18 protein-coding genes are annotated in these 19,005 nt (G+C 72.2%); 3 read left to right on the forward strand and 15 right to left on the reverse strand.

What is annotated here, in order from left to right; genetic code table 11:
• Positions 1 to 481: 481 nt before the first annotated feature.
• From fbaA to HYE82_RS20565, 7 genes are all read right to left on the reverse strand, one after another.
• Positions 482 to 1,504: a class II fructose-bisphosphate aldolase gene (gene fbaA, locus HYE82_RS20535; RefSeq protein WP_179175580.1), complete on the reverse strand. Its 1,023-nt coding sequence runs from the start codon at positions 1,502 to 1,504 to the stop codon at positions 482 to 484.
• Positions 1,505 to 1,776: 272 nt separating this feature from the next.
• Entirely contained in the window at positions 1,777 to 2,316 is a 540-nt protein-coding gene (pyrE, locus tag HYE82_RS20540; protein WP_179175581.1) for an orotate phosphoribosyltransferase, read from the reverse strand.
• A gap of 30 nt (positions 2,317 to 2,346) precedes the next feature.
• Entirely contained in the window at positions 2,347 to 3,135 is a 789-nt protein-coding gene (locus HYE82_RS20545; RefSeq protein ID WP_179175582.1) for an aldose 1-epimerase, read from the reverse strand.
• A gap of 30 nt (positions 3,136 to 3,165) precedes the next feature.
• Positions 3,166 to 4,125 (reverse strand): SRPBCC domain-containing protein, encoded by a 960-nt coding sequence (locus HYE82_RS20550; protein ID WP_179175583.1) that lies wholly within the window; start codon positions 4,123 to 4,125, stop codon positions 3,166 to 3,168.
• A gap of 89 nt (positions 4,126 to 4,214) precedes the next feature.
• Positions 4,215 to 5,855 (reverse strand): polyamine aminopropyltransferase, encoded by a 1,641-nt coding sequence (locus HYE82_RS20555; RefSeq protein ID WP_179175584.1) that lies wholly within the window; start codon positions 5,853 to 5,855, stop codon positions 4,215 to 4,217.
• Between the two features lie 159 nt (positions 5,856 to 6,014).
• Positions 6,015 to 6,557, reverse strand: coding sequence for a DUF2617 family protein (locus HYE82_RS20560; protein ID WP_179175585.1), 543 nt, complete (start codon positions 6,555 to 6,557; stop codon positions 6,015 to 6,017).
• Between the two features lie 366 nt (positions 6,558 to 6,923).
• Positions 6,924 to 7,181, reverse strand: coding sequence for a hypothetical protein (locus tag HYE82_RS20565; protein ID WP_179175586.1), 258 nt, complete (start codon positions 7,179 to 7,181; stop codon positions 6,924 to 6,926).
• A 131-nt stretch (positions 7,182 to 7,312) separates the two neighbouring features.
• On the opposite strand from HYE82_RS20565, the gene HYE82_RS20570 reads away from it, so the two are divergent.
• Positions 7,313 to 8,509 (forward strand): pyridoxal phosphate-dependent aminotransferase, encoded by a 1,197-nt coding sequence (locus HYE82_RS20570; RefSeq protein WP_179175587.1) that lies wholly within the window; start codon positions 7,313 to 7,315, stop codon positions 8,507 to 8,509.
• Positions 8,510 to 8,659: 150 nt separating this feature from the next.
• Here the strand turns inward: HYE82_RS20570 and HYE82_RS20575 are convergent, their stop codons facing one another.
• Both HYE82_RS20575 and clpB read right to left on the reverse strand, forming a co-directional pair.
• Complete coding sequence (locus HYE82_RS20575; protein WP_179175588.1) at positions 8,660 to 9,202, reverse strand: YbjN domain-containing protein; 543 nt, start codon at positions 9,200 to 9,202, stop codon at positions 8,660 to 8,662.
• A gap of 177 nt (positions 9,203 to 9,379) precedes the next feature.
• Entirely contained in the window at positions 9,380 to 11,971 is a 2,592-nt protein-coding gene (clpB, locus tag HYE82_RS20580) for an ATP-dependent chaperone ClpB (protein WP_179175589.1), read from the reverse strand.
• Between the two features lie 132 nt (positions 11,972 to 12,103).
• Here clpB and HYE82_RS20585 point away from each other — a divergent pair, with 132 nt between their 5' ends.
• A complete protein-coding gene (locus tag HYE82_RS20585; RefSeq protein ID WP_179175590.1) occupies positions 12,104 to 12,517 on the forward strand; it encodes a pyridoxamine 5'-phosphate oxidase family protein in 414 nt (137 codons plus the stop codon).
• Positions 12,518 to 12,691: 174 nt separating this feature from the next.
• Here HYE82_RS20585 and HYE82_RS20590 read toward each other — a convergent pair whose 3' ends face one another.
• Together HYE82_RS20590 and HYE82_RS20595 are read right to left on the reverse strand one after the other, a co-directional pair.
• Entirely contained in the window at positions 12,692 to 13,006 is a 315-nt protein-coding gene (locus HYE82_RS20590) for a (2Fe-2S)-binding protein (RefSeq protein ID WP_114053450.1), read from the reverse strand.
• A complete protein-coding gene (locus tag HYE82_RS20595) occupies positions 13,003 to 13,251 on the reverse strand; it encodes a hypothetical protein (protein ID WP_179175591.1) in 249 nt (82 codons plus the stop codon). The genes HYE82_RS20590 and HYE82_RS20595 overlap by 4 nt, the downstream gene beginning before the upstream one ends.
• 102 nt (positions 13,252 to 13,353) lie before the next feature.
• Between HYE82_RS20595 and HYE82_RS20600 the strand changes: the two genes are divergently transcribed.
• Positions 13,354 to 14,373, forward strand: coding sequence for a helix-turn-helix transcriptional regulator (locus HYE82_RS20600; protein ID WP_179175592.1), 1,020 nt, complete (start codon positions 13,354 to 13,356; stop codon positions 14,371 to 14,373).
• Between the two features lie 101 nt (positions 14,374 to 14,474).
• Here HYE82_RS20600 and HYE82_RS20605 read toward each other — a convergent pair whose 3' ends face one another.
• From HYE82_RS20605 to dnaK, 4 genes are read right to left on the reverse strand one after another with little or no spacing between them, the layout of a single operon-like run.
• On the reverse strand, positions 14,475 to 14,945 hold the full coding sequence (locus HYE82_RS20605) for a heat shock protein transcriptional repressor HspR (RefSeq protein WP_179175593.1): 471 nt from the start codon (positions 14,943 to 14,945) through the stop codon (positions 14,475 to 14,477).
• 1 nt (position 14,946) lies between these two features.
• Positions 14,947 to 16,125 (reverse strand): molecular chaperone DnaJ, encoded by a 1,179-nt coding sequence (dnaJ, locus tag HYE82_RS20610; protein WP_179175594.1) that lies wholly within the window; start codon positions 16,123 to 16,125, stop codon positions 14,947 to 14,949.
• 48 nt (positions 16,126 to 16,173) lie between these two features.
• A complete protein-coding gene (gene grpE, locus HYE82_RS20615) occupies positions 16,174 to 16,854 on the reverse strand; it encodes a nucleotide exchange factor GrpE (protein ID WP_179175595.1) in 681 nt (226 codons plus the stop codon).
• On the reverse strand, positions 16,854 to 18,698 hold the full coding sequence (gene dnaK, locus HYE82_RS20620) for a molecular chaperone DnaK (RefSeq protein ID WP_179175596.1): 1,845 nt from the start codon (positions 18,696 to 18,698) through the stop codon (positions 16,854 to 16,856). The genes grpE and dnaK overlap by 1 nt, the downstream gene beginning before the upstream one ends.
• Positions 18,699 to 19,005 lie beyond the last annotated feature (307 nt).

A 19,005-nucleotide genomic window follows, 5' to 3' on the forward strand; every position in this document is an offset into this window, starting at 1 on the left:
GCGTCGTGGGCAGCGTCAGGTGTGTATAAGAGACAGCCCCCGCACGGCCCTGACCGCCCGCTGACCGGGCGCGGCACCCGGCCGCCCTCCGGCCGCCCGGCCGCGTCGGCCCACCCGGCCACCCGGCCACCCGGCAGACCGGCGGCCCGGCACCGGCCGCCGACCCAGCGCTGCACGGGCCGCCCTGCCGACGGCCGGCCCGACGGGTCACCCAGTCGGTCGGCCCGCCCGGTCGTCCTCCCGCTCTGTCCGGCTTGCCTCCCCGGACTCGTTCCCCCGTGCCGGCGGTCCGGCGGTCCGGCGCAAAAGCCCGAGCACAGGAAACGGACCCGTGGGTATGCTGCGTCGCGGCGTGATCGTCCGCCCCGTCCGGGGAGAACGGGGGAAGCCCCGGGCAGGCGGCAGGACGCCGACACCGAAGGGCCCGGCGCGCCTCGTGAAGACGGCGCACCGGGCCCTTCGGTCGTACGGCCTTACCGGGTCACTTCAGGCGGGTGCCCGTGGAGCGCAGGTTCGCGCAGGCCTCGGCGACGCGCTTGGCCATGCCCGCCTCGGCGAGCTTGCCCCAGGTGCGCGGGTCGTAGGTGGACTTCTTGCCGACCTCGCCGTCGACCTTCAGGACACCGTCGTAGTTGCGGAACATGTGGTCCACGACCGGGCGGGTGAAGGCGTACTGGGTGTCGGTGTCGAGGTTCATCTTCACGACGCCGTTCTCCAGCGCGGTGGCGATCTCCTCCTCCGTGGAGCCGGAGCCGCCGTGGAAGACGAAGTCGAACGGGCTGGTCTTGCCGTACTTCTCGCCGACGCCCTGCTGCAGGTCCTTCAGCAGCTCCGGACGCAGGACGACGTTGCCCGGCTTGTACACGCCGTGCACGTTGCCGAAGGAGGCGGCCAGCAGGTAGCGGCCCTTCTCGCCCAGCCCGAGGGCCTCGGCGGTGCGGATCGCGTCCTCGACGGTGGTGTACAGCTCGTCGTTGATCTCGTGGGTGACGCCGTCCTCCTCGCCGCCGGTCGGGGTGATCTCGACCTCAAGGATGATCTTGGCAGCGGCGGCGCGGGGCAGCAGCTCCTGCGCGATGGCGAGGTTGTCGGCCAGGGTCTCGGCGGAGCCGTCCCACATGTGCGACTGGAACAGCGGGTTGCGGCCGGCCTTCACGCGCTCCTCGGAGAGGGCGATCAGCGGGCGGACGTACCCGTCCAGCTTGTCCTTCGGGCAGTGGTCGGTGTGCAGCGCGATGTTGACGTCGTACTTGGCGGCGACGATGTGCGCGAACTCGGCCAGGGCGACGGCGCCCGTGACCATGTCCTTGCTGTGCTGCCCGCCCAGGAACTCCGCACCACCGGTGGAGATCTGGATGATGCCGTCGCTCTCGGCCTCCGCGAAGCCGCGCAGGGCAGCGTGCAGGGTCTGGCTCGAGGTCACGTTGATGGCCGGGTAGGCGAACTTGCCTGCCTTCGCCCGGTCGAGCATCTCGTTGTAGACCTCGGGGGTTGCGATGGGCATCTGTCCGCTCCTTGGGTGTGCGGGGAGTGTGCGATTGCTGACCCTGACCTGGGGGCGACGTAACCGTCGCGCCTATCTTTCCAGACTCCGCGTGACACTCCACCCGTCCCGGGTGGAGGATTGCCGGAAATCGCTCGCCACCGGCCAGCAAAAGGGCAGGTCAGACCCGGTGTGTCCGCTCCGCCGGGGCCCGGTTGCGGCCGGGACCGATTCCGGAATGCAAGACCGGAGGGTCCGGAACCCGGGCCGCGGCCCCGGCGGAGGGGGTGCCGTCAGGCCAGGCCGAGGTCCGACAGCTCGTAGCCGGTCAGGTACGGCAGGCCCGCCCCGGCGATGGCGTCGGAGGCGCCGCGGTCGACGATCGTGGCGACGGCGACGACCTCGCCGCCCGCCTCGCGGACGGCCTCGACGGCGGTCAGCGGGGAGCCGCCGGTGGTGGACGTGTCCTCCACGACCAGGCAGCGCTTGCCCCGGACGTCGGTGCCCTCGATGCGGCGCTGCATGCCGTGCGCCTTCTGCGCCTTGCGGACGACGAAGGCGTCCAGGCGCCCGCCGCGCGCCGCGGAGGCGTGCAGCATCGAGGTGGCGACGGGGTCGGCGCCCAGGGTCAGGCCGCCGACGCAGTCGTAGTCGAGGTCGGCCGTGAGGTCGAGCATGACCTGGCCGACCATCGGGGCCGCCTCGCCGTCGAGGGTGATCCGGCGGAGGTCGATGTAGTAGTCGGCCTCCTTGCCGGAGGAGAGGGTCACCTTGCCGTGCACGACGGCCTTGTCCTTGATCTGCTGCAGAAGCGCATCGCGTACGTCACTCATGGGCCCGAGCTTAGTTGCGCGGGACGGGCCCTACGACAGGCGGCGCCACGTCCACGTCGTGGCGACCTCCAGCGGGTCCACGGGCGTGACCAGCCGCGGATGGGTGTTCAGCCCGTTCGGCGGGCCGGACTGCGGCTCGACGCAGACGGCGTCGGGCTGCTCGTCGTACACCACGACCCACTGGGCGCGGCTGGTGATCCTCAGCTCCAGTTCGCCGGGCCAGGTGAGGGTGGCGTCGACTCCGTAGGGCATGCCGAAGCAGTCGTCCCAGGGGCCGGGCAGCGGGTCGATGCGCCGGCCGGTGGGGAGGTGGTCGTCGCCGCGCTCCTCCTGCCAGGCGGGGTCGAAGTCGAGGCGTACGTCCTCGCCGCCGGCGCCGAGGTTGCGCAGGAACCAGGGGTGCCAGCCGGCCTGGGCGGGGAAGGAGTCGCCGTACGTCTCCACCCCCAGGGTGAGGGTCAGGGAGTCCGGGGCGAGTGCGACGAGCTGGGTGACCCGGCCCGGGTACGGCCAGGGCTCGGCCAGGTCGTACGTGAACGCCGCCTCGGCGGCGTCGGCGTGGGCCCGGCGCCAGGGGGCGTCGCGGCCGAAGCCGTGGATGGCGTGCGGCGGCTGGTTGACCGGCAGCCGGTGGACGGCCGCCCCGTCGCGGAACTCCCCGTACGCGGTGCGCCCGCACCAGGGCACCATCGGGAAGCAACCGTACGCGGGACCCTGTCGCAGCAGCTCCCTGCCGTCGATCCGCAGACTGCCGATCCGGCAGCCGTTGTCCTGGTCGACCGTCACCTCGGCGCCGCCGGCGCTCAGTTGCGTGCTCATGCGGCTGAGCCTAACGACCCCCGTCGCGGATCAGCGGCGCCTGCGCAGCGCCCGGCCGAGGACGACCGCCGAGGCCAGGGCCAGGGCGGCGGCCGGGGCGAGCCAGCGCAGGCCGGCGCCGGTGGTGGCGGACGCGGACGCGGGCGCCGGGGCGTAGCGGCCGCGCGGGGGTGCGTGGTCGACCTCCTCGGCACTGCGGCCGATCATGGTGCGGCGGGCGTGGGCGGCCTCGGCGGGGGGCTGCGGGGGGCCGGCGAAGGCGTCGAGGCCGCGCAGGCGGTCCAGCTCCCCGAAGTCGGAGGCGCTCCCGATGTCCTCCAGGTCCCCGAGGCCGCCGAGCTCGCCCAGGCCGTCGAGGTCCCCCGGTCCGTCGAGGGCCTCGCCGGGGAGGGGGTCCAGGTCCGGGTCCGGGGCAGGGTACGGCCCGTCGGCTCCGAAGGCCGGGGTCCCGGCCCCGCCCGGCTCGCCCGCGGCGCCCGCGGTGCCCGCGCCGTCCGCGCCGTCCGCGCCGTCCGCACCCTCCGCGCCGCCGACACCGCCCGCCAGCGCCGCCAGCTGTGCGGCGGCCCGGTCCAGCAGCCGCTGCACGGCGGTCCGCACCGCCTCCGGCGCGAGGCCGGCGGCCCGCCCGCCGGCCTCGCCCCCGGCGGTGAACTCCAGCGAGGTCCCGCCGTCGGCCGCAGCCAGCCGCAGCCCGACGGACAGGGTGACGGTCCCGCTGCCGCGGATCTCGGTGCCCTCGCCGGACACGGCGAAGTGGTCCGGGTCCTGCTCGGTGACGGTCAGGGTGCCGCGGTAGGTGACGGTGTTCGGGCCGACCTTGAACTTCATCCGGCCCGGCAGCGGCAGCCCGGCCGCCTGCGCGTCCTGGGCGGCGTCCGGGGCCGCCTCCTGCTGGAGCCCCGGCACGCAGCGAGCCACCCGGGCGGGGTCGCGCAGCACGGCGCGGAGACGGTCTGCCGGGACCGGAACGAACACCTGATGCTCCATGCGGTCGAGCCTACCGACGACACCGCCCGCCGCACCCGGTCGGCGGGGCACCGGTTCCGTGTCCGCCCGGGGCACGTCGTGCGTACCGGTCACGAGTACCGCGGGTGCGGCAGCGTGGACGGCGGCAGCCCCGCCGGCCGCATCCGCTCCGCATCGCGCGCCGCGTCCCGCAGGGACTGCGTGGTCAGGGAGCGCAGCCCCGGCGTCTCCCGGTCGACGTGCAGCGCGGGGGCCCGGTCGCGGCCCGCGAGGACGAAGCCCCAGTCCTGCGGCGGTGTGCCGGTCACCCCGGGGCTGCGGTCCGGGCCGGCGGCGAAGCCGGACAGACGGCCGCCCGCGCTGTAGGGCACGGTGTGCAGGCCGGCGGCGCGCAGGGTGGCCTCGACGGTCCAGTAGGTGTGCGGGCGGGTGGCGAGCGGGCCCGCGTGCACGGCGATCCGTCCGCCGGGGGCCAGGGCGCGGGCGGCAAGTCCGTAGAACTCCTGCGAGTACAGCTTCGTGGTCGGGGTCATGCCCGGGTCGGGGAGGTCGGAGAGGATGACGTCGAAGCGGCGGTGGGCGGCCGGGCCGCGCAGCCAGCGGAACGCGTCCTGCGTGACGACGTCGAGGCGCGGGTCCTCGTGTGCGCGGCCGTTGAGCGCGGACAGCATGGGGTCGGTGCGGGCGAGGCGGACCACGCCCGGATCGAGCTCGACGACGGTGACGGACGCGACGTCGCGGTGGCGCAGCACCTCGCGGGCGGCGAGCCCGTCACCGCCGCCGAGGATCAGGACGCGGCGGTGCGGGCCGGTCATCGCGGGGTGGACGAGGGCCTCGTGGTAGCGGTACTCGTCGTAGCCGCTGACCCGCAGCCGGCCGTCGAGGAACAGGTCGAGGGAACGGGGGGAGCCGGTGGCGGGGCCGGTCAGCACGAGTTCCTGTATCCCGGTCTGGCGGGCGACGCGGACCTCGCCGCCGTAGACGGCGCGCCGGGCGACCTGCTCGAAGTCGTCGGCGAGGGCGGTGGCGCAGCCGAGGGCGGCCAGGACGGCGGCGTTCGCGCAGATCAGCAGCCAGCGGGAGCGGCGGCTGAGGTCGCGGCGGAACAGCCACAGGACGAGTCCTGCGCCGACGACGGCGTTGACGGCGCCGGTCAGCATGGCGCCGGTGAGCTGGCCGAGGACCGGCAGCAGCAGGAAGGGGAAGGCGAGGCCGCCGACCAGGGCGCCCACGTAGTCGGCGGCGAACAGGTCGGCGACGGCCCCGCCGGCGTCCTGGCGGCGGATCCGCTGGATGAGGACCATCAGCAGCGGGATCTCGGCGCCGATGAGCACGCCGATGACGAAGGAGAAGGCGACGAGCACGGGCTGGGACTCCCCCAGCCAGGCGAAGCTCGCGTACAGCGCCATGGCCGACAGTCCGCCGAGCAGCGCGAGGGCCGCCTCGACGGCGGCGAATCCGACGGCGGGCCGTTTCCGCAGCCGTTTGGCCAGCAGGGACCCGACGCCCATGGCGAAGACCATGACGGACAGGACGACGGAGGCCTGGGTGACGGAGTCGCCGATCAGGTAGGAGCCGAGGGCGAGCAGTTCCAGCTCGTAGACGAGACCGCAGGCGGCGCAGACGAACACGGTGGCCAGGACGAGGAGTCGGCCGGTCCGGGGCCGTACGGGAAGGGCGGCCGGGACGGTCACCGCGCCCCGCGGCTCCGGAGCCGGGAGCACCCGGCGCGGGACGGAACGGTCGATCATGCAGCGAACCGTACGTCACCGCCCACATACATCAGGTCACCCACATGGGTGTAAGTCCGGTTTCGCTCCGGCCAGTCGGCGCAAGCTCTGGGCCGTATGGGCGAGGCCGGCGCGCCGCGGCCGCCGTACCCGGGGCCCGGCCGCGGGACCCCGGCCCGGTCACCGGACGGTGGCCTCCCGGGGGCCGGCGGGTGCGCCGGCGCGCACACCGACCCTCGTCCGGGTGGCGACCAACTGGCCTTCCTGCGGGTACGCGTGCCAGGTGCGCCAGCGGACCTGGCCCTCGTGGCGCTGCGCGAGCATCGCGGTGAAGGCGTGCGGACTGCCCGGAAAGGTTCCGGCCAACCCGTTCGGGTGATCCGCGACCAGCGCGAGGAGTTCCTGCGCCCTGCCCGCGAACGAGCCCTGCGTCAGGGTCTCGACGCGTGCGGCGAACTCGTACTCCCATCCGCCCATCCGCTTGGCCACGCCCAGGGGCAGCGGCGTACGGCTGCCGGGCATGCAGGCGACCGTCTCCGAGCAGAGCACCGCGCCCTCCTCGAGGAGAACCTGGTGGGAGGCTCCGAGGAGGCGCAACTCCACCTTTGCACCCGCCAGTTCGAGGTTGAGCACGGCCAGGGCGGGCAGCCGGTCCCGCCCCAGGGCCCAGGCGAGGTCGGCGGCACGCGTGTCGGTGTAGGTGGTCTGGAGGGTCGTGAGCATGAGTCGGCTCCGCAAACGCGCGAGGGAGAGGGGCCGGACCCCGCCAGCGGTAGTCAACGGGTGGGGGGACACCGGCTCGGGTCCACAGGAAGTCCCGGAGGTCCGGGGACTGGTCTACTCAACCGAGGGAATCATGAAAGGCACGGCACTCACAGCGTTTTTACCCAACATGGTTGGGTTTACATCCCAGCGGGGGCTCCACAGTTCACGTGTTCACCGGCTCCGCCGAACGGGCCGGTCGCAGGCCCGCACACGGGTCCGGCCCGGGTCCGTACACGGGTCCGGGACACGGCCCGTACACGGGTCCGTGGACGGGTCCCGGAACGGGGCGGAACCCGCCGGGACGGGGGATCCGGGCCGCCGGCCTCAGCTGCCGCCGCCGCATCCGCCGCCGCAGGAGGAGGACCCGCCGCAGGAGGAGGACGAGGAGCCGCAGCCGCCCCCGCTGCTCCCGGAGTGGCCGGCCCACCAGCTGTTCCGGGAGCGGCGGCCCTTCCTGAGCGACACGGAGGACCGGGAGACGGCGGCACGGGACGCGGCGGCGGAACGGCTGCCGACGGCCGCCAAGAGCACGACGACGCCGACGGCGAAGACGCCGAGCACGATGAAAAAGGCCAGGAGCACGGTCCTTCGACCCCCTTGTGAGTGACCCCGGTCCCCCGGGGAGCGGGACCCCCCGTCCCGCGTGCCAGGGGAATGCCCGCGCGCCACGCTGTCCAAAGCGCACTTGAGCAAGTCCAGAGGTTCCCCCCAGGATGACCGCCATGAGCGCTCCCGCGGCCGGCCGCCGCCCCTACCTCAACCGCCGCCTGGCGTCCTTCGGCACGACGATCTTCGCGGAGATGTCGGCCCTGGCCGCCCGGACCGGGTCCATCAACCTCGGCCAGGGCTTCCCCGACACCGACGGCCCCGCGCAGATCGCCGAGGCGGCCTCCCGCGCGGTGCTGACGGGCCTGGGCAACCAGTACCCGCCGGGCCCCGGCGTCCCGGAGCTGCGGGCCGCGATCGCCCGCCACCAGCAGCGGTTCTACGGCCTGTCCTACGACCCGGAGACGGAGGTGCTGGTCACGGCGGGCGCGACGGAGGCCATCGCGGCCTCCCTGCTGGCACTGCTGGAACCGGGTGACGAGGTCGTCGCCCTGGAGCCGTACTACGACTCGTACGCGGCGTGCATCGCGATGGCCGGCGCCACCCGGGTCCCGGTCACGCTGCGCCCGCACGCCGGGGCGTTCGCCCTCGACCTCGACGAACTGCGCGCCGCGGTCACCCCGCGCACCCGCCTGCTGCTGCTGAACAGCCCGCACAACCCGACGGGCACCGTGCTGGGCCCGGCCGAGCTGGCGGCCGTGGCCGGGCTGGCGGTCGAGCGGGACCTGCTGGTCGTCACCGACGAGGTGTACGAGCACCTGGTCTTCGACGGGGTCCACACCCCGCTGGCCTCGCTGCCCGGCATGCGGGAGCGCACGGTCACCATCTCCTCCGCCGGCAAAACGTTCTCGTTCACGGGGTGGAAGGTCGGCTGGATCACCGCCGCGCCGGAGCTCGTCGCGGCGGTCCGCGCTGCCAAGCAGTTCCTGACCTTCGTCTCGTCGGGCCCGTTCCAGTACGCCATCGCCGAGGCCCTGGACCTGCCCGACGACCACTACGACGGCTTCCGCGCCGAGATGGCCGCCAAGCGCGACCTCCTCGCCGAGGGCCTCGCCGACGCCGGCTTCGAGGTGTTCCGCCCGCAGGGCACGTACTTCATCACCACCGACATCACCGCGCTCGGCGAGAAGGACGGCCTGGCCTTCTGCCGCGCCCTGCCGGAGCGGTGCGGGGTGGTCGCCATCCCGAACCAGGTCTTCTACGACGACCGGTCCGCGGGCGCCACCCACGTCCGCTGGGCCTTCTGCAAGCGCACGGAGGTCCTGCAGGAGGCGGTGGCCCGCCTCCGCCGGCTCACCCGCTGAGCGCGGCTGCAGGCTCTGCAACGGCGCGAGCCCGGCCGGGCTCCGCGGTGCTGGTGACCGCGGGGCCGACCGGGCTCGCGCACGGCTACGGGGTGTTCCTCCTGGTGGTCGCCAGGACGCCTCCCTGAGCGCGGGGCGGTGGGGCCGGGACTAGCTGTCCTCGCCGCCCTCGTCCTCGCCGCCCTCGGCGCCGTCCAGGTCCTTCTCCAGGCCGAGCTGCTCCACGAGCCACTTGTCGAACTCGATGGAGGCACGGACCCAGCTGACCGTGGAGGACACGAAGTGCTCCAGGCTGACGCCGGTGCCGATCAGCATCTGCGCCTCGCCGATCAGGCGGACGGAGCCGTCGTCGTGGGTGTGGCTGTAGACCTTCGGCCACAGGGTGCGGCGGTTCCAGTCGTCGATGGACTCCAGCAGCCGCGGCTTGTCCTCGATGGCGTGGGGGCGGTCGTAGAAGGTCCGGACGGAGAAGACCTGCTGTTCGTTCTCGCCGCGGAACATGAAGTACGTGCGGAACTCCTCCCACGGCGCCGCGAGGTCACCCTCGTCGTCGACGACGTACTTGAGCTCCATCTGCTCCAGCAGCTGCTTGACCAGATCCTGGTCGGGGACCACGGGGCCCGCCGGTCCTGTGGCCTGCGGTTCGGGCTGCTGCCCTCCGAAATTCGGAATCGAGGCCGGGTCGATGCTCACCGTGTTCTTCCCTTCGTGCGGATGAAGTCATCCTCCCCCATTCCTCCTACCCCGTGTCCAGCCCCGCACCGGTGATCCGCTCCGAGCGGACAGGGATGCGCCCCCGGCAGGGGCGCGGCAGTGCCGCGGTGCCCTGTCGGGGGCTTCGCCGGGGCCGTCGGAAGGCCGCCGGGGCCGTCAGAGGGCCTTGCCGACCAGGAGGCCGTCGCCGGCGACGTCCACCCGTACGGTGTCGCCGTCGCGGACCTCGCCGGCCAGGATCTCCTTGGCGAGGCGGTCGCCGACCGCCGTCTGGATGAGGCGGCGCAGCGGGCGGGCGCCGTACGCGGGATCGTTGCCCTTGTCGGCGAGCCAGGCCAGGGCCGCCGGGGTGACGTCCAGGGTCAGGCGGCGCTCGGCCATGCGCCTGGCGAGGCGGCCCACCTGGAGCTCGGCGATGCGGGCCAGCTCGTCCCTGGTCAGGGCGGAGAAGACGACGAGGTCGTCGAGCCGGTTGAGGAATTCCGGCTTGAAGGAGGCGCGGACGACGTCCAGGACGTTCTTGCGCTTCTCCTCCGGTGAGGCGACCGGGTCCATCAAGAACTGGCTGCCGAGGTTGGAGGTGAGGATGAGGATGGTGTTGCGGAAGTCCACGGTGCGGCCCTGGCCGTCCGTGAGCCGGCCGTCGTCGAGGACCTGGAGCAGGATGTCGAAGACCTCCGGGTGGGCCTTCTCGACCTCGTCCAGGAGGACGACGGAGTACGGGCGGCGGCGGACCGCCTCGGTCAGCTGGCCCCCCTCCTCGTAGCCGACGTAGCCGGGCGGGGCGCCGACGAGACGGGCGACGCTGTGCTTCTCGGAGTACTCGGACATGTCGATGCGGACCATGGCCCGCTCGTCGTCGAAGAGGAAGTCCGCGAGGGCCTTGGCCAGCTCGGTCTTGCCGACGCCGGTGGGGCCGAGGAAGAGGAACGAGCCGGTCGGCCGGTCGGGGTCGGCGATGCCCGCACGGGTGCGGCGCACGGCGTCGGAGACGGCGCGGACGGCCTCGCCCTGGCCGATCAGGCGGCGGCCGAGTTCGGCCTCCATGCGCAGCAGCTTCTGGGTCTCGCCCTCCAGCAGGCGGCCGGCCGGGATGCCCGTCCAGGCGCCGACGACGTCCGCGATGTCGTCGGGACCGACCTCGTCCTTGACCATGGTGCGCTTGGCCGCCTCCGCCTCCGCCTCCGCCTCGGTGGCCTCGGCGAGCTCCCGCTCCAGCGCCGGGATCTCCCCGTAGAGCAGCTTGGAGGCGGTGTCGAAGTCGCCGTCGCGCTGGGCGCGCTCGGACTGGCCGCGCAGCTCGTCGAGGCGCTCCTTGAGCTCGCCGACCCGGTTGAGGGACTGCTTCTCCTTCTCCCAGCGGGCGGTCAGGCCGCGCAGCTCCTCCTCCTTGTCGGCGAGGTCCTTGCGGAGCTTGTCCAGGCGTTCGCGCGAGGCGGGGTCGGACTCGTTCTTCAGCGCCAGCTCCTCCATCCGCAGGCGGTCGACGGCGCGCTGCAGCTCGTCGATCTCCACCGGGGAGGAGTCGATCTCCATGCGGAGCCGGGAGGCGGCCTCGTCGACGAGGTCGATGGCCTTGTCGGGCAGGAAGCGGGAGGTGATGTACCGGTCGGAGAGGGTCGCGGCGGCCACCAGGGCGCTGTCGTTGATCTGCACCTTGTGGTGGGCCTCGTAGCGGCCCTTGAGCCCGCGCAGGATGGCGATGGTGTCCTCGACGGTCGGCTCGGCGACCAGGACCTGCTGGAAGCGGCGCTCCAGCGCCGGGTCCTTCTCGATCCGCTCGCGGTACTCGTCGAGGGTGGTGGCGCCGACCATGCGCAGTTCGCCGCGGGCCAGCATCGGCTTGAGCATGTTGCCCGCGTCCATGGCCGAATCGCCGCCGGCACCCGCGCCGACGACGGTGTGCAGCTCGTCGATGAAGGTGATGATCTGGCCCTCGCTGGACTTGATCTCGGCGAGGACGGTCTTCAGGCGCTCCTCGAACTCGCCGCGGTACTTGGCGCCGGCGACCATCGCGCCGAGGTCGAGGGAGACCAGGCGCTTGTTCTTCAGGGACTCGGGGACGTCGCCCTTGACGATGCGCTGGGCGAGGCCCTCGACGACGGCGGTCTTGCCGACGCCGGGCTCGCCGATGAGCACCGGGTTGTTCTTGGTGCGCCGGGACAGGACCTGGACGACCCGGCGGATCTCGTGGTCCCGGCCGATGACGGGGTCGAGCTTGCCCTCGCGGGCCGCGGCCGTGAAGTCCGTGCCGAACTTCTCCAGGGCCTTGTACTGGCCCTCCGGGTCGGGGGTGGTCACCCGCCGTCCTCCTCGTGCGTTCTCGAAGGCGTCCAACAGCTTCTTCGCCGTCGCGCCCTGGGCGGAAAGGACCTCTCCGGCCGCGCCGCCCTTGCCGGCGGTCGCGATGAGCAGGTGCTCGGTCGAGAGGTAGTCGTCGCCGAGCTCCTTGGCCTGCCGGTCGGCCTCGGCGAGTACGGCGAGCAGCTCGCGGGTGGGCTGCGGCGGGGCGACCGTGGAGCCGGTGGCGCTGGGCAGTGCGGCGAGGAGCCGCTCGGCGCCGGACCGCACGGCGGCCTGGTCGGCCTCGGTGGCCGCGAGGAGGTCGGTGAGGTTCTCGTTCTCCTCGCCGGCGAGCAGGGCCAGCAGCAGGTGTGCCGGGGTCAGGTCGGCGTGGCCGTCCTTGACGGCGCGGGTGGTGGCGTTGTTCAGCGCGTCCCGGCTCTTGTTGGTCAGCTCGGCGTCCACGTGCGGCTCTCCTCTCCGTACGGTGCATCCGTGTCGGGGCTGCATCAGGCGATCTGACACAGTCAACGTGCGCAAAGTTGAGTCTATTCCACTCAAGGCCGGTTTCGGAGCCCGGAGTCGTACGCTCAGCGCATGTCCCATGACGTACTCAACCCGACGCCCGAATACCTCGCCTTCTGGCGGGAGCGGCACGTCTGCACGCTGACCACCCCGCGCCCGGACGGCAGCCCGCACGTGGTGCCCGTGGGCGTGACGTACGACCCGGAGGCCGGCCTGGCCCGGGTGATCAGCAACAAGCACAGCAAGAAGGTCCGCAACGTGCTGGCGGCCCAGGCGGTGGACCCGGGCTCGGCCCGCGTCGCGGTGTGCCAGGCGGAGGGGCGCCGCTGGGCGACCCTGGAGGGGCGCGCGGTGGTCCGCACGGACGAGGAGGCGGTCGCGGACGCGGTCGCGCGCTACGCCGAGCGGTACGGGCGGATGCCCTCGCCGAACCCGGACCGGGTGGTCATCGAGATCGCGCTGGACCGGGCGATGGGCCGCGCCTGAGCCTGCCGCACCCGCCCCGGGGGCTCCGGGGCGTTCCGGACGGTCCGGGTTCCACCTTGTCCGGTTCGACCACTGGACGGCGAAACCACAACGGCGCCATCGTGGTCAGGTCCACGATGGCGCCGTTGTGTGGGGGAAGCACCTGGAGCGATCTGCAACGACGGGGGAATCGCTTCAGGCACTGCGGGGGGTGGCGGTGGTGATGTCGGGTTCGAAGAGCTGGTGGTCGCGCTGGTCGAGGTTGACGAAGACCATGCCGTAGCGCACCTCGCAGCGGACCGGCTGCGGCGCGCCGCGGGGGCGGCGCAGGCAGCGGTACGCCCGCACGTCCTCGTCCTCCTCGCGCGTGATCACGATGGGCTGGCCGAAGAGGGTGACCATCAGCGAGTCGCCGACCTGGGGAATGGCCGTCGCGAGGTCGATGAACTGCCAGCCGGAGCGGTAGGCGGAAGCCATTTCGCGGCGGAAGCCGCGGTCATCGGGGGTCATACCGCGCTCTCCACGACAAGGGCTGCGGAATCGGCATCTGCGGGGGTCGAGCGCCAGCCGCTGTCCAGCGGGGTCGCGCGCCAGCCGCTGTCCGCCGCGGGCTCGCGCCAGCCGCTGTCCGCGACCGCGGCCTGGACGTCCGCAGCACCTCCGGCGCCCCCCAGCGTGCCCGCGGCGAGTCCCAGACCGGCCACAGCCGAGAAGATGACGGTGGCAAGCGCCGAGCGAAGCATTCTCTTGTTCATGGTCGGCTTCGTCCTCACTTGATGAAATCCTCTCCCCCGCCTGTCAGACGATGGCTCATTCAGGCACGTCGCTGCCACAGGGACGATGCATCATGTTCTTGCATGTTCAGGACCCTGGGGGGTGGAGATTTGACAATAAACACAGCAAAAGCGACACATCCCCACTCGGTCGCGAACCTGTGCCCTGAAGGAGCGCGCCTCTACACGAGCGCGCTGCGCACCGGTCGCATCGCACGTGGAGACGTGGAAGCGGCGCCCTGCCTGTTCGACCTGGCCCTGCTGCAGCCGGATCCTGATGACGTCAATTCACTGCGCCCGGTTCCACCGGCGGTCGCCCTGGCCCAGCGGCTGCATCCGATCGAACGCGAGATCCGCGAGCGGCACCGCGATTCTCTCGAACTCTCCGAAGCGTTCGAGCCGTTTCTCGCCATCAGCGCACAGGCCCCGGCCAGCACGCACGCCATCACCGTGCTGGAGGGCTTCGACGCCATCAACGCGGCCCTCAACCTGGCCACCGCCGAGTGCCATACCGAGATGCTCACCGTGCAGCCCGGCGGCGCCCGCCCCAGCCTCGAGCTTACGGAAGCCCTGGAGCGCGACCAGCCGCTGACCGACCGCGGTGTCCGGATCCGGACCCTCTACCAGCACACGGTCCGTCACAGCCGGGGCACGCTCGCGTACGTGGACATCCTCAAGGCCGGCAAGGTCGAGGTGCGCACGCTGGAGGAGCTCTTCGAGCGGCTCATCATCTTCGACCGGACGGTCGCCTTCATCCCCGCCAGCGACGACCGCCAGGTGGCCCTGGAGCTGCGCCACCCGGGGCTCGTGGACTATCTCATCAAGATCTTCGAGCAGTTGTGGCACCGCGCCGTGCCGCTGCAGGAGGAAGTGACCTACCAGCCCACCCGGGACGGCATCTCGGGGGTGCAGCGCACCATCGCCCAACTCCTCGTCGAGGGGCACGTGGACGAGGCCATCGCCCGCCGACTGGGCATGAACGTACGGACCTGCCGCGCGCACATCGCGAAGCTCGCCAGCACCCTCGGCAGCGGCAGTCGCGCCCAACTGGGCTTCCTCATCGCCCGGTCGGGGATCCTGGAGGAGAACGGCCCCGACTGCTGAGGCGGCGCACGCCGGTGCAGCGGCGCGCCGAAGGCCCTGCCCGGGACGTGCCCGGGCAGGGCCTTCGGCGTCGGTGTGCCGGCGTGTCGGCGTGCGAGCCGCTAGCCGTTGGTCCGCTTCGGGGCGGGACGCCAGACGACGAGGGCGTTACCGCCCACCGGCGGCTGGTACTTGACCAGGTCACGACGGTACGAGGCGTGGACCTGGGCCTCGCGCTGCTGCATCACCGCGGCCGCGCCCTCGACGGCGGCCGAGAGCTCGGCCACGCGCTGCTGGAGCGCCTCGACCTGGTTCTGCAGCTCGATGATCCGTTTGATGCCGGCGAGGTTGATGCCCTCGTCCTGGGACAGCGCCTGCACCGTGCGGAGCAGCTCGATGTCCCTGGCCGAATACCGCCGCCCGCGGCCCGCCGTGCGGTCCGGGGAGACCAGGCCGAGGCGGTCGTACTGGCGCAGGGTCTGCGGGTGGAGACCCGAGAGCTGGGCGGCCACCGAAATCACGTAGACCGGGGTCTCGTCGGTCAGCTCGTACGCCCCGCCGCCGAAGCGGGGCTGTCGTCGGCGGCCGTCCATGTCATGCTCCCTTCGCGGACTCGAACAGCGCGGCACGCGGGTCGACCGAGTCCGTCGCGTCGCGGTACATCTCCAGCGCCTCGCGGGCCTTGTCCGTCAGCTCGGACGGAACCGCGACCTCCACCGTCACCAGCAGGTCGCCGCGGGTGCCGTCCTTGCGGACCGCGCCCTTGCCGCGGGCGCGCATGGTGCGGCCCGACGGGGTGCCCGGCGGCAGCTTCAGCGTCACTGCGGGCCCGCCCAGCGTCGGAACCTTGATGTCGGCGCCCAGGGCCGCCTCGGAGATCGTCACGGGGACGGTCACCGTCAGGTTGTCGCCCTTGCGGCCGAAGACCGGGTGGCTGCCGACGTGGACGACGACGTACAGGTCGCCGGCCGGGCCGCCTCGCTCGCCCGGCGCTCCCTTGCCGCGCAGCCGGATGCGCTGGCCGTCGGAGACGCCCGCCGGGATGCGGACCTGCATGGTCCGGGAGGACTTGGCGCGGCCGCTGCCCTTGCAGACGTCGCAGGGGGTCTCCGCGATCAGGCCGCGGCCCTTGCAGTCCGCGCAGGGGTCCGTCAGCGAGAAGCCGCCGCCGCTGCCCCGCGAGACCTGGCCGGTGCCGACGCAGGTCGGGCACACCCGGGGGGTGCCGTTCTTGTCGCCGGTGCCCGAGCAGGCCTTGCAGGGAGCCTGGGAGGACATCCGGAGCGGGACCGTGGCCCCGTCCACCGCCTCCGTGAAGGAGAGGGTCACCTCGGACTCGACGTCCTGGCCCCGGCGCGGCTGGGTGCGGGTCCCCGCACCGGCGCCGCCCCGGTTGAACAGGCCGCCGAACACGTCGCCGAGGCCGCCGCCGCCGAACCCGCCGGGGCCGCCGCCCTGGGCGCCCCCGAAGAGGTCGCCGAGGTCGAAGTTGAAGGAGCCGCCGCCCGCGCCGGGACCGGGGCGGAAGCCGCCGTTCCCGAACAGCGCGCGGGCGTCGTCGTACTCCTTGCGCTTCTTGGCGTCGCCGAGGATGTCGTTCGCCTCGGAGATCTCCTTGAAGCGCTCCTCGGCCTCGGCGTCGCCCTTGTTGGCGTCCGGGTGGAACTCGCGGGCGAGCTTCCGGTACGCCTTCTTGATCTCCGCCTCGGTGGCGTCCTTGGGGACACCGAGGACCTTGTAGTAGTCCTTCTCGACGAAGTCCTTCGTGCTCATCCCCGGTGTCCCTCCTCTCGTGCCATCACATGATCAGCTTTGCCGATGTCAGCCCTTGTCGGCTGCATCCGCGTCCTTGTCCGCAGGCGTGTCGCCCTCCCCGGACTCGGACTTCGGAGCCGCACCCGGCTGGGGCTCGGCCACCGCGACCCGCGCGGGGCGGATCGTGCGCTCGCCGATCCGGTACCCGGGCTGCAGGATCGCCACGCAGGTCGTCTCGGTGACGTCCGGCGCGTACGAGTGCATCAGGGCCTCGTGGATCGTCGGGTCGAAGGGCTCGCCCTCCTTGCCGAACTGCTGCAGACCGAGCTTGGCGGCAGCGGTCTCCAGCGATTCGGCCACCGACTTGAAGCCGCCGACCAGTTCGCCATGGTCCCTCGCCCGGCCGATGTCGTCCAGGGTCGGGAGCAGCTCGGACAGCAGGTTCGCGACCGCGATCTCCTTGACGGCGATGCGGTCCCGCTCCACGCGGCGACGGTAGTTCTGGTACTCCGCCTGGAGCCGCTGGAGGTCACCGGTGCGCTCGGCGAGCGCCGTACGGGTCTGGTCCAGCTGCGCCACCAGGGCCGCGTTCGCGTCCTGGGCGTCGGACTGTGCTCCGGAGTCCCCGGCCGGGGCCGCCGGCTCCTCCGAGGAGGAGTCGGCGGTCTTCGGCTCGGCAGCGTCCTCGGGGGTGGCGCCGTTGGGGACTTCGGGCTTCTCCTCGAAACCCGCGGTCTCCTCCGGCATCAGGCCGCGCCGCCCTTCGGCTTCTCGTCGTCGACGATCTCGGCGTCGACGACGTCGTCGTCGGCCTTGGCCTGGCCCGCGTCACCGGCGCCGCCGGCGGCCTGGGCGCCCTGGGCGTCGGCGTAGATCGCCTGCCCGAGCTTCTGGCTGACCGCGGCGACCTTCTCGGTCGCGGTGCGGATCTCGGCCGTGTCCTCGCCCTTGAGCTTCTCCTTCAGCTCGGCGACGGCACCCTCGACCTCGGCCTTCACCTCGCCGGGGACCTTGTCCTCGTTGTCCTTGACGAACTTCTCCGTCTGGTACACGAGCTGCTCGGCCTGGTTGCGGGTCTCGGCGGCCTCGCGGCGGCGCTGGTCCTCCTCCGCGTACTGCTCGGCCTCCTGGCGCATCCGGTCGACCTCGTCCTTGCCGAGCGAGGAGCCGCCGGTGACGGTCATCTTCTGCTCCTTGCCCGTGCCCAGGTCCTTGGCGGTCACGTGCATGATGCCGTTGGCGTCGATGTCGAAGGAGACCTCGATCTGCGGGACGCCGCGCGGGGCCGGCGGCAGGCCCGTCAGCTCGAACATGCCGAGCTTCTTGTTGTACGCCGCGATCTCGCGCTCACCCTGGTAGACCTGGATCTGCACGGACGGCTGGTTGTCCTCGGCCGTCGTGAAGATCTCCGACCGCTTGGTCGGGATCGTGGTGTTGCGCTCGATGAGCTTGGTCATGATGCCGCCCTTGGTCTCGATGCCGAGGGACAGCGGGGTCACGTCGAGGAGCAGGACGTCCTTGACCTCACCCTTGAGGACACCGGCCTGGAGGGTGGCGCCGATGGCGACGACCTCGTCCGGGTTCACGCCCTTGTTGGCCTCCTTGCCGCCGGTCAGCTCCTTGACGAGCTCGGCGACGGCCGGCATGCGGGTCGAGCCGCCGACGAGGACCACGTGGTCGATGTCGGAGAGCGCGATGCCCGCGTCCTTGATCACGTTGTGGAACGGGACCTTGCAGCGGTCCAGCAGGTCCGAGGTCAGCTGCTGGAACTGAGCGCGGGTGAGCTTCTCGTCCAGGTGCAGCGGGCCCTCGGCGGAGGCCGTGATGTAGGGCAGGTTGATCGTGGTCTCCGTGGAGGAGGACAGCTCGATCTTCGCCTTCTCGGCGGCCTCGCGCAGACGCTGCAGCGCCATCTTGTCCTTGGACAGGTCGACGCCGTGGCCGCTCAGGAACTGCTTCACCAGGTAGTCGACGACACGCTGGTCCCAGTCGTCACCACCGAGGTGGTTGTCACCGTTGGTGGCCTTGACCTCGACGACACCGTCGCCGATCTCCAGGAGCGACACGTCGAAGGTGCCGCCACCGAGGTCGAAGACGAGGATCGTCTGGTCGTCCTTGTCCAGGCCGTAGGCCAGGGCGGCGGCGGTCGGCTCGTTGACGATGCGCAGGACGTTCAGACCCGCGATCTCGCCGGCCTCCTTGGTGGCCTGGCGCTCGGAGTCGTTGAAGTACGCCGGGACGGTGATGACCGCGTCGGTGACCTTCTCACCCAGGTAGGCCTCGGCGTCGCGCTTCAGCTTCTGCAGGATGAAGGCGCTCATCTGCTGCGGGTTGAAGTCCTTGCCGTCCAGGTTGATCTTCCAGTCGGTGCCCATGTGGCGCTTCACCGAGCGGATGGTGCGGTCGACGTTGGTGACCGCCTGGCGCTTGGCGACCTCGCCGACGAGGACCTCGCCGTTCTTGGCGAAGGCGACGACGGACGGCGTGGTCCTGGCACCCTCGGCGTTGGTGATGACGGTGGGCTCGCCGCCTTCGAGAACGCTGACGACGGAGTTAGTGGTGCCCAGGTCGATGCCGACCGCACGTGCCATTTCGATTCCTCCAGCTGACTTGAGTGGAACAGACTCAAGAGTGCCCGACGCCTCGGCTCCCGTCAACAGAGGTGAGTGGAGCCGACTCAACTTTTATCGCCGCCTTGCGCTCATCCGGCGGCCGGACGGCGGCGGATCCGGCCGCGGCCCCCCTGCGGGGCAGGGCCGAGTGGGCGATGCTCACCCCCTCCACTGCGCGGCATCCGGGAACCTCCGCGAGGCGCAGGGCACGGTGCGTGCATGCCGCTGCCGCCGCCCACACTCCCCCCGGTCCGGCTCCCGCGCCCGCCCCGGCTCCGGCTCCGGC

It is taken from the genome of Streptomyces sp. BR123, from assembly GCF_013401435.1.
Lineage (GTDB): Bacteria > Actinomycetota > Actinomycetes > Streptomycetales > Streptomycetaceae > Streptomyces.